Genomic DNA, 13,770 nt, shown 5'->3' with positions numbered 1-13,770 from the left:
AAGAATTTGCTATGTGAAAGTAGGACATTGCCAGGCTCCAAATACAAGAAAGCCCGACTAGTAATAGTCGGGCTTTTTTACGTCTGTAAGAAAGTGAAAATAGTAGCTATCAGCCGTCAGCTATCAGCTGCACAGCGTCAACCAGTACTTCGTAGCGTGGGTTGAGTATCACGAAACCCACGGGTAAAGAACGCGACGACCACCTCAGTGCCCAGTGAATCCCATTAAAAAAACATTAAGAGTACTTTGCTATGTGACTCTCCGCCGCTGTGGGCACTACGACATCGCCAGGCTCCAAGTACGAGAAAGCCGCTTCAGTAATGAAGCGGCTTTTTTATGTATGCATAATAATTAAATGCGCCCGCAATACACCCCTATCTAAACCAAGGGATAGAGTAATAATCAGATACTTATTTCGCAGGGACTTAGGAGGTCTTTTACCATTAGTAAAACAAGCTAAAGATAAATCGTAAGTGTTTTAGGATAATTAAGCCTGAGCGTAATTAGATTTATTGCCGAGCCAGCGATGAATTAAGGGGTCTATAAGGTTGGGATTTTGCTTTAGCATTTGCTGTGCAATAGGTCTTACTTGATTAAGAGTGTGTTTGTCGCGAGTAAGGTCCGCTATTTTAAATTCGGCTAAGCCAGTTTGTTTAGTGCCGAGTACTTCGCCCGGGCCACGTATTTCGAGATCGCGCTCTGCGATGACAAAGCCATCATTACTGTCCCTTAATACACCTAAACGCTTTTGAGCAGTATGAGATAAAGGGGCGTGATACAACAGTACGCAATGGGAAGCGGTGGCCCCTCGTCCTACGCGTCCTCGTAATTGGTGTAATTGTGCTAATCCTAAGCGTTCAGGGTTTTCTATGATAATCAAACTGGCATTAGGTACGTCTACACCGACTTCTATTACTGTTGTTGCAACAAGTACGTGAATATTGCCAGCTTTGAACTCGCTCATAATGGCTTGTTTCTCAGTGGCTTTCATGCGGCCATGGACAAGTCCTACATTAAGTTCTGGCAAAGCCTCCTTTAATTGTAATGCGCTATCTTCTGCTGCTTGGCATTGTAGGGCTTCTGATTCGTCAATGAGAGTACACACCCAATAAACCTGCCTACCTTGTTCATTACAGGCAAGCTTAACACGGTTTATTATATCGTCTCGGCGCGTATCAGGAATGGCCACAGTGGTAATTGGCGTTCTACCGGGAGGGAGCTCATCTATTACTGAGGTTTCTAAATCGGCATAGGCCGTCATAGCCAATGTACGCGGAATGGGGGTTGCAGTCATGACTAACTGATGAGGGTAACAATTACCAAACTTTCCTTTTTCTCGGAGTGAGAGGCGTTGATGAACACCAAAGCGGTGTTGTTCATCTATGATAACCAATACTAAATTATTGAACTTTACCTCGTCTTGAAATAGGGCATGCGTTCCTACTATCATTTGCGCTTCCCCTGAGGCTATTTTTTCAAGTGTACTAGCACGCTCCTTGCCTTTAGTTTTTCCACCAAGCCATGCAACATTAATTCCTAAGCTTTCAAACCATTGCTTGAAATTTATCCCGTGTTGCTCAGAGAGAATTTCTGTGGGTGCCATTAGTGCAGCTTGGAAACCTTGTGCTATTGCTGTTAATGCACTTAATGCTGCAACCAGTGTTTTACCTGAGCCTACATCACCTTGTACTAATCGCATCATGGGGTAGGGGTGCTGTAAATCCCCTTTAATTTCGGCTACTACTCTATTTTGTGCTTTGGTCGGCGCAAAAGGGAGTTGCGCTAAAAATTGACTTTCTAATGTATTTGTAGGGCTTAGGGTAACTGCACTTACTTGCTGCCCTTGCTCGCGTACTTTTAACAAGCTTAAGTTTTGTGCAAGTAGCTCTTCAAACACTAAGCGTTGCTGCGCTGGATGAGTCCCTTGTTCAAGTGAAATTACATCTACGTCATTAGGTGGACGATGAAGTAACAGTAAAGCATCACGCAGTTGCATATGTGAAGGTTGCCATTTTTCAGGAATAAGTTCTTCTACTGAGTACTTGTGCAGTAAGTTTATTGCTTGCTCGCTTAAGCCCCTAATCGATAATTGCTTTAGCCCTTCGGTTGTTGAATAAACCGGTGTGAGAGTTGTTGCTGTTGGCTGTTCATTGGGTGTATCGCTGATACTGTATTCTGGGTGGCTCATTTCAAGCCCAACGCGCCCGCGTCTAATCTCACCAAAACAGCGAATTATTTTCCCACTGATAAACGCATTTTTTTGCGCAGCAGTAAAATTAAAAAATCGTAAAGTAAGCCTAGCTGTACCATCGTTTATTTGCACAACTAACATGCGGCGTTTGCCAAAGGTCACTTGGCTTGTTTCTATTGTTGCCTCAACGGTGCAGTGGCTGTGTAAAGTAACATCGTTAATAGCATAGATACGGGTACGATCTTCATAGCGTAAAGGCAAATGAAAGAGCATATCTTGCACGGTAGCTATACCTAGCTTTTGTAGGCGCTCGGCCATTTTTGGACCGACCCCTTTAAGTTCTGTAATAGGGTACTGGCTTAAGCTAGGTTTAGACAATGTGGGCTCAAATCTGTTTATTTGTGAATGAGTTAAGTGTACTCACAGGTTTGCTAAGCATCAAGCATGTTTTAAAGCGTGCCAAAACTGCTCGTTAGCGACTATTTCACCTTCTTCATCAAGTGGTGGGTAAGGTAGGTTTTTTAATCTACATTGTTTTGCAATTACTGGGTGATAGCCTTCAAAATACATAGGGTGTTTAACCTCTTCACTTAGCATATCGCGCTTATATAGCCCTGCCTTTTCTCGTTGATGTTGTGCTTCAAATAAAATAAGTGCAGCCGCTACCGATACATTTAGGGATTGCACCATACCTTGCATAGGTATAATAATATTTTGATCTGCGTGCTTTAATGCTTGCTCAGAAATCCCCGTTTTTTCTTGGCCTACAATTATAGCCGTGGGTTTTGTGTAATCTATTTCTCTAAAATCTACTGCATCTTCGCTCAAGTGTGTTGCTAATATTTGTACATCTGGGTTGTGCTTTCGCATCATTGTGGCAGCATCATCAATATTTTTATGAAGGTGTGTTTCTAGCCAGTTTTTACTGCCGCCAGAGGTATTATTGGTCAGCCATTTTTGGTTTTCTGGCCATACCGCGTGCACATGATGACAACCTACTGCATCAGCACTTCTTACAATAGCTGAGAGGTTATGATGTTTATGTACATCTTCTAAACAGACCGTTAAGTCTGTTTGACGACGAGATAGTACGTCTTTTATTCGTTGGTAGCGATTTTGCTGCATGGTGATCCTCTTTTTTGATAATTATACGTAATTTTATCTATTAAGGCATTACTGTGCGGCTAATTGGATTTTGCAATGAAATAAGTGTTTCGGTTGATTGAATTGCTTCTATCGCTTGTATTTTATTAATCAATACATCTTGTAAGTGGTCTATAGACTTAGCCATAACTTTGATAAAAATGCTGTAGTTACCCGTGGTGTAATACGCTTCAACTACTTCTTCTAGTGCTTCTAGTTTAATTAGTGTTTCTGGGTAGTCGCGTGCATTATTTAAGTTAATACCAATAAAGCAACATACATCGTAACCAAGTTGTTTTGTACTAATGCTTAATTGGGTGCCGGTGATAATACCTGCTTGTTTCATTTTCTCCACACGCACGTGAATTGTGCCGGCACTTACAGCAAACCGTTTGGCTAATTCAGCGTAGGCTGTGCGGGCGTTGGCCATTAGAGCGTGAAGTATCTGTTTATCGAGATTATCGATTTGATAATTTTCCATTATTTTTGCTTACTTAAATTAGTGAATCTTCATTTTTATACCGTTTAAATTAATCGATTTTGCATATTAAAGCTATTTTTATTATTGGTTATTGAATTAAAAGTTTAAATCGTTACAGTAACTTCATTAAAGGCGCCCGCAGGGTGTTTTTTCATTAATAAGCAAGTAACAATAACTGGGAATGAGGCCATTTATTATGAGTTCACACTATGTGCAGCAACAGCAGCAAATAAGTAAAGTTAAGCAGTTTTTTTCACAGCAATTAGAGCAGCAACTCGGATTAGTTGAAGTTCAGGCTCCTATTTTGGCCAAAGTAGGTGATGGCACACAAGATAACTTGAGTGGTCACGAGAATGCAGTTGCTGTTAACGTAAAAGCAATTACCGATAGCAGCTATGAAGTTGTTCATTCGCTTGCTAAATGGAAACGTAAAACGCTCGCTACTTACGGCTTTTCTGTAGGTGAAGGTATTTATACGCAAATGAAAGCGTTGCGCCCAGATGAAGACTCATTAAGCCCAATACACTCTGTTTATGTTGATCAATGGGACTGGGAGAAGGTAATTTGCCAACGTACTGAGCGTACGCTTTCTACGTTACAAGAGACAGTTAAAGCCATTTACACTGGCATTAAGCAAACAGAACAGTTTGTAAGTGAAAGCTTTGGTATTGCGCCATTTTTACCCAGTGAAATTACCTTTATTCACAGTGAGCAGTTACGCAAAATGTACCCCGACTTTAGCGCAAAGCAACGCGAAAAAGCCATTGCACAAGAGTACGGTGCGGTATTTTTAATTGGTATTGGTGGTGCGTTAGCTAATGGCAAAATCCATGATGTACGCGCTCCAGATTACGATGATTGGTCTACCCAAACGGTTGACGGATACACAGGATTAAATGGCGATATTTTAGTGTGGAACCCCGTGTTAGAAGATGCCTTTGAAATATCATCTATGGGTATTCGTGTAAGCCCCGATGTATTAAAAGCGCAATTGAGCATAACAGGCGATGAAGAACGTCTCGCTTTTGATTGGCATAAATCGTTATTAGAAGAGGCATTCCCGCAAACAATTGGTGGCGGCATAGGGCAATCGCGCTTAGCAATGTTATTACTGCAAAAGCAGCATATTGGACAAGTGCAAGCAGGTGTATGGCCAAAGCAAACGCACGATACGGTAAGCGGCTTACTGTAAATTATAAAGGGCGCTAAATGCGCCCTAATGTGTTTTAAAGTTTATTTCTACTTTATTGTTTTGTAAGTTTATATTGCAAGGCGGGTAGTTGCGGGTAGTTTTTAATACTTTATCAAAAATATGGATCTCTACCCCTGAGTGTAATGATGTATTAACAGCAAGGTTTGCATCGCTAAGTAGGTCGTGTAGTTCATGATCTAGGCTAGATAACTTTTTTTCTAGCAGCTCTGCTTGTTGGCAGTAATGCTGCTGTGTTGCGCCAATTTTTTTAATGAGCAGATTTTTCTTTTCTATATCTTTTACTTTATCTGCTTTTTCTAGTGCTGCTTGAAGGGTATCAAGCTGCTCATCTGTTTTTGCTAAGTCTTTAAAGCAGTTATCTGTGTCGGCCGTTATTTCAGCACCTGATGCGGCTAAATTAATTGCCATTTTAGCACCTGATTCATTACCTATTTCGCCAGCTATTAATACAGTTGCATCGAGAATCTCTCCACCAAAAATTTTCCCTTTGGGTAACTCTGTTTGGCCAACTTGTAATAAGTGTTTTGCTTTAATAGTACAATGGCTGGCTTGGCGGTCTATAAAAATGTTTTTGCCTTGAATATAGCAATATTGTGCATGAGAAACATGAACATCTCCGTCACTTTTTATAGTGCACGATAGTGTTTTATCTTCGAGTTTTTGATGGCCAATAATACCTTGTTTTACAGTGATGTTTCCGCCGGCCGATAATTCGCCAGATTCAACTGTGCCAAAAACCGTAATGTCGCCTTTAGCCATTACGCGCATACCTGGGTCAATGTTTTTAGTCACAATAACACTGCCTTCAAAATCAATATGGCCGCTCTTAACATCTACATCAGAAATGGTAAAAATATCATCAACTCGCATACCGTTAGGTATTTCTACCGGAACACCCGCCGTTGTAGAAACAAGCTCAAGCGGATTTGTTTTTGATATTTCGGCGCCTTCGCCTGCTACTAACTTTTTATTTTCGCCAGGTTTAGCGGGGAGTATGTCACCTACTACAGTGAAGCCTTCTTTACCGGGGGTAGCAGGTTGTTGGCGAATCAGAACAGTACCAGGCTCTACGCTCGCAAGCTTACCAAAGTCGCGCATATCTACACTGCCATCTTCCATCATTTTAGGTGTTTTTAGGCGATCTTTGAGGGTTTCTACCATAGCGACAAATTTTGTTGCAGTGCCCTCAGCTGGCAAACGGCCCTTGGCTAGAATCCCTTTTGCTACGGTTCCAGGGGCTAAGTTAAATTGTTTATCTAAAAGCTGCTCTAAAAAAGCTTGTTTGTAGCCACGTACAACCCCTGCTTTTATGAGTTGTTTTTTACCCTCTTCTAACGAAAGTACCTTACCACCATAGGCTAAAGTAAGCTCGCCTATGGCTTGCATTTTATCTTCACTTAACGTTACCACAAGCGATGCATCGTGTTTACTTGCTACAACCAAGGTTGGCTCATTATTTTGCGCTTTAAAAAAATTATCAATAGCCTCGTGGTCAATTTTGCATTCGCAAAACGTCGACTTCTCAAGTGCATCAATTATAAAAGCGGCGCTAGGTGGAGCGTGTTTACTTACATCAAGTATTACGTTCCCGTTATTGGCAAGCTTAAACACTAGTTAATCCTTTTCTACTACTAAAGTTAAGATTGATTTTATTGCATGATTACAGAGTGCTAGATATTTTCATGTGAGTCAAGAAAGGGAGATAAACAAAGCTGAGCTGAAGAAAATAGAGCTATAAAGGGGGTTTATAGCTCTGTATTTGTTAGTTAGTTGAAGGAAGTTCCATAATGCCATCAATTTCAACTTGTGCGCCTTTTGGAAGCGCACGTACACCTAGTGCTGCACGTGCAGGGTAAGGCTGCTTGAAATATTGGCTCATTACTTCATTCACAGTGGCAAAGTTAGATAAGTCTGTTAGGTAGATATTAATTTTAACAAGATCTTGGATTTTGCCGCCTGCTTCTTCGCACACCGCTGTAATGTTTTTAAATACTTGATGTGTTTGTTCGCTAAAGTCTTCTGAAACCATTTCCATTGTTTCTGGGACAAGTGGAATTTGTCCAGATAAATAAACGGCAGTACCTACTTTAACCGCTTGGCTATAAGTGCCGATAGCAGCAGGTGCTTTTTCGGTAGAAATAAATGCTTTATTCATGAGTTTCCTATTTTACTTTTTACGATAGACTCTTTGCACATCAGGCATCACGCGAATGCGGCGCATAATATTAGCAACATGGACGCGGTTTTTAACGGTAACGCCTAAGTCTATCACATATAAATTACTTTCTTTTTCGTCGGTCGTGATCTCAACAATGTTGGCTTGGGTTGTAGCAACAACATTTGTGAGTTTAGCCAAAGCCCCTTGGTGGTTAATTATTTCCACTCGTAGCGCAGCTATATATTCTTTTTCTGGATTGTCATCCCATTTTACAACCAGGTATTTTGAGCGTTCGTTTTCCCAGCCGCGAATATTTTTACATTCTTGGCGATGAACCGTAAGCCCTTTACCTTGGCTAATATGCGCAGTGATGGCATCCCCAGGTACAGGTCGGCAACACTTAGAATAATTAACCAACATGCCTTCGGTACCAATAATGGTTGCTTTGGCTTGTTTACTAATATCTGACAAGTCGTCGCTTTCTTCTTGCAATAAGCGTTTAGCGATTAATACGCTCATTAAGTTACCTGCGCCTATTTCTACCAGTAATTCTAATACTGTAGATAGTTCGTGCTCTTCGAGTACGCGGGCTATGTTTTCATCAGCAATGCTGTCGAGCTTATTTTCACCCAAGGCAGAATCGAGTAAGCGGCGGCCTAATAACAATGCTTCTTCTTGGTGTTGGCTCTTAAGGTAGTTTCTTATCCCTAAACGGGCTTTACCTGTAACTATAAAGTTTAACCATGTTGCATTAGGGTGTGCTCCCGAGCTGGTTATAATTTCCACACTTTGCCCAGTATCTAAGGCTTTGCTTAGCGGGTAAGGTTTACGGTTTACTCTTGCCCCTACACAAGTATTACCTACATCAGTATGCACTGCGTAAGCAAAATCAACCGCGGTAGCGCCCATTGGTAGCTCTACAATGCGGCCATCGGGGGTAAATACGTATATTTCTTCTGGGAATAGCTCAGTTTTAACGTTCTCAACAAATTCGAATGATGAGCCGGCACTTTGTTGAAGCTCTAGCAAGCTTTGCATCCATTGGCGAGCACGTTGCTGCGCGGTATTACCTGCGCCATCACCGGCTTTTTTATACATCCAGTGCGCAGCAACCCCTTTATCGGCCATATGATCCATATCGTGGGTACGTACTTGGATCTCTACCGGAATACCGTGTGGGCCCACTAATGAGGTATGCAAAGACTGATAGCCATTTGTTTTAGGTACGGCAATATAATCTTTAAAGCGCGTTTCGATAGGTTTATACAGGTTATGTGCAACACCTAGCACGCGATAGCAGGTATCCATTGCATCTACGTTTATTCTAAAGGCGTAAATATCCATTACCTCATTAAAAAGCAGCTCTTTATTCAGCATTTTTTTATAAATGCTATAAAGGTGTTTTTCGCGCCCAGAAACCGTAGCTTTAATTCCCGACTCTTCAAGGCGTGCTTCTATTTCGGTTTGAATGTTAGAAATAACTTCTTTGCGATTGCCTCGCGCTTTTGCCACTTCAGATTTAAGTGCGCGATGGCGCATAGGGTATAAAGCCTGAAAACCTAAATCTTCTAGCTCATTTTTAATATCGTGAATACCTAAACGGTTTGCAATAGGTGCGTAAATTTCAAGTGTTTCACGGGCAATACGACGGCGCTTATCAGGGCGCAGAGCCCCTAATGTACGCATATTGTGAGTACGATCGGCCAGTTTAATTAAAATAACCCGAATGTCTTGGGTCATCGCCATGATCATCTTTCGGTAGTTTTCAGCTTGGAATTCTTTTTTGTCTTTAAAGCTGAGCTTATCGAGCTTACTTACCCCTTCAACAAGTTCGGCAACCGTATCACCAAATATTTCGGCTAAGTCTTGCTGGCTAAAGTCGGTATCTTCAATAACGTCATGCATTAACGCGGCCATAAGTGTTTCATGGTCAAGGTGCATGCCAGCAAGAATTTGGGTTACTTCAACAGGGTGAGTAATGTACGGCTCGCCGCTTGAGCGAGTTTGCCCCTCGTGAGCCTCTCGGGCTACCACGTAGGCTTTTTGCACTAGCTCTACTTCAGCAGCAGGCAAGTATTCAGATATTTTCTTTTTAAGACCTTCAAAAAGATACATTCACACTCCAATGTTCTTGTGAAGCAATAAGTAACGGTAAGTAATAGAATATACGATGAAAAGAGGGGATTGCCAACGGCTAGAGTAGAAATACTGAGCCGTTGACTAAATCAAACCGGGTGGTTGATTATTGATTACCGCCAACAATAGCAGCAACCGCAGCTAATTCAGCTGCTTCTTGGTGTTGTTGTTCTTCACGGTCAATAACGTCCATTGATGAACTGTCAACTAAACCTTTTTCGATTTCGCGCAGAGCGATAACGGTTGGTTTGTCATTTTCAGCGTCTACTAGTGGGTCTTTACCACCAACAGCAATTTGGCGGGCACGACGAGCCGCAACTAAAATTAAGTCAAAACGATTACCAATTGCATCTACTGCATCTTCAACTGTTACGCGAGCCATCTCAGCACTCCAAAATAATTTAAAAGCAAAGGCGTAGTTTACTGCAAGCAGCTTGTTTCGCCAATAGCCAGTGGTTAATTTTTACCAGTTTTCCCTGTAAAGGGCATAAATGGCTTATTTAAGTAAGTTTGTAATTAAATCGTGATGACGACTAGCTTGGGCTTTTAACGTTAAGCGCTGCGCTAACACGATAGTTTCAATATTGCTAAGGGCGGTTTCAAAATCATCGTTAACCACAACATAATCATATTCATTGTAGTGCGATGTTTCTGATTGCGCTTTGGCCATACGCCCTGCGATGACTTCGGCAGAATCTTGGCCTCGGTTGTTTAAGCGCTGTTCAAGCTCTGCTTTAGAAGGGGGCAATATAAAAATTGTTTGCACGCTTGGCATAATTTCGCGCACTTGCTGCGCGCCTTGCCAGTCAATATCTAAAAATACATCAATACCTGCATTTAACTGCGACTCAATAGCTTGCTTTGAAGTACCGTAGTAATTATCAAATACTTGCGCCCATTCAAAAAAATCATCTTTGGCAATTAATGATTTAAATTCATCAGCGCTTACGAAGTGATAATGCACCGCATTTTCTTCACCGGGACGAGGGCTTCGAGTGGTATGCGATACCGATACTTTCATATCTGCATGTTTTTTTAATAACGCCGTGATTAAGCTAGATTTACCCGCACCAGAAGGCGCTGATAGAATAAATAAGTTTCCGCGAGTTTGAGCCATGTTTTTCTCTACTTAAAATAAACAGGCTTGAACTAAATCAATAATCCAAGCCTTTAATTACGCTATTGTACTTTATTTAGCTAATTGTGCTCAAGTAAGTAGCACACAAGTACGATTACTCTATATTTTGAATCTGCTCTCTCATCTGCTCAATGAGCACTTTTAGCTCCACGGCCGCATTAGTAATATCACTATTAATAGACTTAGAGGCTAGGGTGTTTGCTTCGCGGTTAAACTCTTGCATCATAAAATCTAAACGGCGGCCACATGCACCACCTTTATTAAGAATTTTTTTAGTTTCTTTAACGTGCGATTTTAAGCGGTCTAGTTCTTCGGCAACATCTTGCTTTTGCGCTAGGTAAATAAGTTCTTGCTCTAGACGAGACTCATCAATATCTGTTTTTAAGTCTTCAAGCTTTTGATTAAGCTTTTCACGCTGCCACTTTGCTATTTCTGGTAAGTGACTTTCTACTACGGTAACTTGCTCAAGTATGGCATTAAGGCGAGTGGCAATCATTTCTTCTAAATTTGCGCCTTCATCGGCACGGGCTGATTTAAAATCTTCAACTACTTGGTCAAAGCCCGCTATAAGTGCTTTATTAACGGTATCTAAATCAAGTTCTTGTGCTTCCATTACGCCAGGCCAGCGCAGTATATCAACAGGGTTAATATCACCATTGCTTTGCTGCTGCACCCATTTAGCACTATTTATTAGTTGCTCAGCAAGTGACTCATTAATTGATAGCTCACCCACGTGAGCAGGATTTGCAACAAACTTTAAAAATACTTCAACTTTGCCACGTTGCAAATTTTTACGTAAACGCTCACGAATTACCGGCTCCATGCCACGAAATTGCTCTGGTGCGCGAATAAACGTTTCAAGGTAGCGCTGGTTTACTGAACGAATTTCCCAGGTGCCAGTGCCCCAATCGCCTTTAATTTCGCGACGCGCATAAGCAGTCATACTGTGGATCATGGATAAGTTCCTAAAATTTATTAATACAATATTGCGATGATTATACCGTAACACTGCTTAACCTCTAGAGAAAATTTATTACGCTGAATATTTTACAATCAGCATGGCATCTACCCGCACATGCACTTATAATGTCGCAAATTCAGAATTAAGGGGATCGTCAATGCGTCCAAGCGAAAGAACACCTAACCAAATTAGACCGGTATCATTTACCCGTAATTACACATTACACGCTGAAGGCTCAGTACTTGTTGAGTTTGGTAATACCAAAGTACTTTGTACTGCAACGGTTGAAGCAGGTGTACCACGTTTTATGAAAGGTCAAGGTAAAGGTTGGATCAACGCTGAATATGGTATGTTACCGCGCTCAACACATACGCGTAATGCACGTGAAGCAGCACGTGGTAAGCAAGGCGGTCGTACTATGGAAATTCAACGCTTAATTGCTCGCGCACTTAGAGCTGCTGTAGATTTAAAAGCGCTTGGCGAAAACACCATCACTATTGACTGTGACGTAATTCAAGCCGACGGCGGAACACGTACAGCTTCTATAAGCGGTGCCTGTGTTGCTTTAGTTGATGCACTTACTCATATGCGCGCAAAAGGGATGATCAACTCAAACCCACTTAAACATATGATTGCAGCAATTTCAGTCGGTATCTATAAAGGCCAACCTATTAGTGATTTAGAGTACCTTGAAGATTCTGAAGCCGAAACCGATATGAACGTAATTTTAACTGAAACAGGTAAAATTATTGAAGTGCAAGGTACCGCAGAAGGCGAACCATTCTCGTTCGACGAATTAGATGAGCTACTTACGTTAGCTAAACACTCTATCCGTGAGATTATTGACGTTCAAAAACAAGCGTTAGCATAAGCGAGTATCCCAATGAAAGATTATCAAAAAGAGTTTATTGAATTTGCTTTAGAAAAGCAGGTTTTAAAATTTGGCGAGTTTACCCTTAAATCAGGCCGCACTAGCCCATACTTTTTTAATGCAGGCCTTTTTAATACGGGTCGCGATTTAGCGCGTTTAGGTCGCTTTTACGCATCAGCCCTTGAAGATGCCGCAATAGAATACGATGTTTTATTTGGCCCAGCTTATAAAGGTATCCCTATTGCGACTACAACTGCAGTTGCCTTAGCTGATCATCACGATAAAGACGTGCCTTATTGCTTTAATCGCAAAGAGAAAAAAGCACATGGTGAAGGCGGTACATTAGTAGGCTCTGAATTAACGGGCAAAATCATGCTGGTGGATGATGTGATCACCGCAGGTACTGCGATTCGTGAATCAATGGAAATCATTGCCGATAACGGAGCAGACCTAAGTGGTGTACTAATAGCACTCGATCGCCAAGAAAAAGGTAAAGCTGAGCTTTCAGCTATTCAAGAAGTTGAGCGCGACTTTAATACCAAAGTGATCTCTATTGTAAAATTAGCTGATCTTATTAGCTACCTTGAGAGCCAAGGTACAATGGACGAGCATTTAGCATCAGTTAAAGCATACCGAGATCAATACGGTATTGCTTAATTAAAAAAGCCTCGCAATTGCGGGGCTTTATTTTGACCACAATTCATAGAGCTAATAATGAAAGATGTATTTAAACCTAATGGCCTTGGTATAAAGCGTATATTTAAAGCGACGTATTGTTCGTACCTTGGTTTTAAAGCGGCCTTTATAGAAGAAGCGGCTTTTAGGCAAGAGTTGCTACTTAGCATTATTTTGCTACCCATTTCTTTTTGGCTAGCTACATCGGTATTACATTGGGCTTTGTTAGTAAGTACATTACTGATCATATTGATTGTAGAGCTACTTAATTCAGCAATAGAAGCGCTCACTGATCGCGTTAGTACTGAGCGCCATGTATTATCGGGGCGTGCAAAAGATATGGGATCTGCAGCGGTAACACTTTCATTAATGATCCTTACGATCGTGTGGGGTGCTAGTTTGTATTTAAAGTTATTTCAGTAAACCTACCGTATAAACCAATTAATACAGCTAAAATGTTAATAAATTGCTAGTTATGTTGTGTTTTTAGCGCATTTAGCTCAAATACGCAGCGAACAGTCATTTATTTCAAGTTTTCTTAAAAAAAGGGTTGATCTGTTTTCGGATCTCCCTATAATGCGACCCCACTGAGACGGCAGAGCAAGCAACGCTTAGCGAGGCAAGCAAGCTACTTAGTGAGTCGAGTAAAACTTCGTTTTAAAAACTTTCAAGTTTAACAAAATTAAGTGTTGACAAAAAAATAGGAAAGCGTAACATGCGCAGCCCTAGCGAGATAAGGTTTAACGCTTTAATCGCAACGTTCTTAAACAATATAAATCAATCATCTGTGAGTGCACTCTGAC

The 13,770-nt window shown here is 41.2% G+C and carries 13 protein-coding genes; 4 read left to right on the top strand and 9 right to left on the bottom strand.

What is annotated here, in order from left to right; all coding sequences use genetic code 11:
* Positions 1–487 precede the first annotated feature (487 nt).
* The 3 genes from recG to asnC are packed head-to-tail and all read right to left on the bottom strand — an operon-like array spanning position 488 to position 3,815.
* Positions 488–2,569, bottom strand: a complete 2,082-nt coding sequence (gene recG, locus CWC17_RS11575; RefSeq protein WP_138542635.1) for an ATP-dependent DNA helicase RecG — start codon at positions 2,567–2,569, stop codon at positions 488–490.
* Positions 2,570–2,629: 60 nt separating this feature from the next.
* Positions 2,630–3,316, bottom strand: coding sequence for a tRNA (guanosine(18)-2'-O)-methyltransferase TrmH (trmH, locus tag CWC17_RS11570; RefSeq protein WP_138542634.1), 687 nt, complete (start codon positions 3,314–3,316; stop codon positions 2,630–2,632).
* Positions 3,317–3,356: 40 nt separating this feature from the next.
* Complete coding sequence (gene asnC, locus CWC17_RS11565) at positions 3,357–3,815, bottom strand: transcriptional regulator AsnC (protein ID WP_004588258.1); 459 nt, start codon at positions 3,813–3,815, stop codon at positions 3,357–3,359.
* A gap of 196 nt (positions 3,816–4,011) precedes the next feature.
* Between asnC and asnA the strand changes: the two genes are divergently transcribed.
* Positions 4,012–5,007 (top strand): aspartate--ammonia ligase, encoded by a 996-nt coding sequence (gene asnA, locus CWC17_RS11560; protein WP_138612974.1) that lies wholly within the window; start codon positions 4,012–4,014, stop codon positions 5,005–5,007.
* 24 nt (positions 5,008–5,031) lie between these two features.
* Here the strand turns inward: asnA and CWC17_RS11555 are convergent, their stop codons facing one another.
* The 6 genes from CWC17_RS11555 to CWC17_RS11530 form a co-directional block, all read right to left on the bottom strand.
* A complete protein-coding gene (locus tag CWC17_RS11555; RefSeq protein WP_138612973.1) occupies positions 5,032–6,639 on the bottom strand; it encodes a flagellar assembly protein A in 1,608 nt (535 codons plus the stop codon).
* Between the two features lie 151 nt (positions 6,640–6,790).
* Positions 6,791–7,183 carry a deaminase RidA gene (gene ridA / locus CWC17_RS11550; RefSeq protein WP_004588255.1) on the bottom strand — a complete coding sequence of 131 codons (393 nt, stop codon included), beginning with the start codon at positions 7,181–7,183 and terminating at the stop codon, positions 6,791–6,793.
* A gap of 12 nt (positions 7,184–7,195) precedes the next feature.
* The gene (gene spoT / locus CWC17_RS11545; protein WP_004588254.1) at positions 7,196–9,301 is read right to left on the bottom strand and encodes a bifunctional GTP diphosphokinase/guanosine-3',5'-bis pyrophosphate 3'-pyrophosphohydrolase; all 2,106 of its coding nucleotides are present in this window, start codon (positions 9,299–9,301) and stop codon (positions 7,196–7,198) included.
* A 127-nt stretch (positions 9,302–9,428) separates the two neighbouring features.
* Positions 9,429–9,704 carry a DNA-directed RNA polymerase subunit omega gene (gene rpoZ, locus CWC17_RS11540; protein ID WP_004588253.1) on the bottom strand — a complete coding sequence of 92 codons (276 nt, stop codon included), beginning with the start codon at positions 9,702–9,704 and terminating at the stop codon, positions 9,429–9,431.
* A gap of 114 nt (positions 9,705–9,818) precedes the next feature.
* Entirely contained in the window at positions 9,819–10,439 is a 621-nt protein-coding gene (gmk, locus tag CWC17_RS11535; protein WP_055016864.1) for a guanylate kinase, read from the bottom strand.
* A 115-nt stretch (positions 10,440–10,554) separates the two neighbouring features.
* Positions 10,555–11,415: a YicC/YloC family endoribonuclease gene (locus CWC17_RS11530; RefSeq protein ID WP_138612972.1), complete on the bottom strand. Its 861-nt coding sequence runs from the start codon at positions 11,413–11,415 to the stop codon at positions 10,555–10,557.
* 163 nt (positions 11,416–11,578) lie between these two features.
* Here CWC17_RS11530 and rph point away from each other — a divergent pair, with 163 nt between their 5' ends.
* From rph to CWC17_RS11515, 3 genes are read left to right on the top strand one after another with little or no spacing between them, the layout of a single operon-like run.
* Complete coding sequence (gene rph / locus CWC17_RS11525; RefSeq protein ID WP_004588248.1) at positions 11,579–12,292, top strand: ribonuclease PH; 714 nt, start codon at positions 11,579–11,581, stop codon at positions 12,290–12,292.
* A gap of 12 nt (positions 12,293–12,304) precedes the next feature.
* Positions 12,305–12,949 (top strand): orotate phosphoribosyltransferase, encoded by a 645-nt coding sequence (gene pyrE / locus CWC17_RS11520; RefSeq protein WP_089348836.1) that lies wholly within the window; start codon positions 12,305–12,307, stop codon positions 12,947–12,949.
* Positions 12,950–13,006: 57 nt separating this feature from the next.
* Positions 13,007–13,390 (top strand): diacylglycerol kinase, encoded by a 384-nt coding sequence (locus CWC17_RS11515; RefSeq protein ID WP_138612971.1) that lies wholly within the window; start codon positions 13,007–13,009, stop codon positions 13,388–13,390.
* The last annotated feature ends 380 nt before the right edge of the window (positions 13,391–13,770 follow it).

The sequence above is a fragment of the Pseudoalteromonas sp. S3785 genome (assembly GCF_005887365.1).
Lineage (GTDB): Bacteria > Pseudomonadota > Gammaproteobacteria > Enterobacterales > Alteromonadaceae > Pseudoalteromonas.
This window is presented reverse-complemented; position numbering and strand designations above follow the sequence as displayed.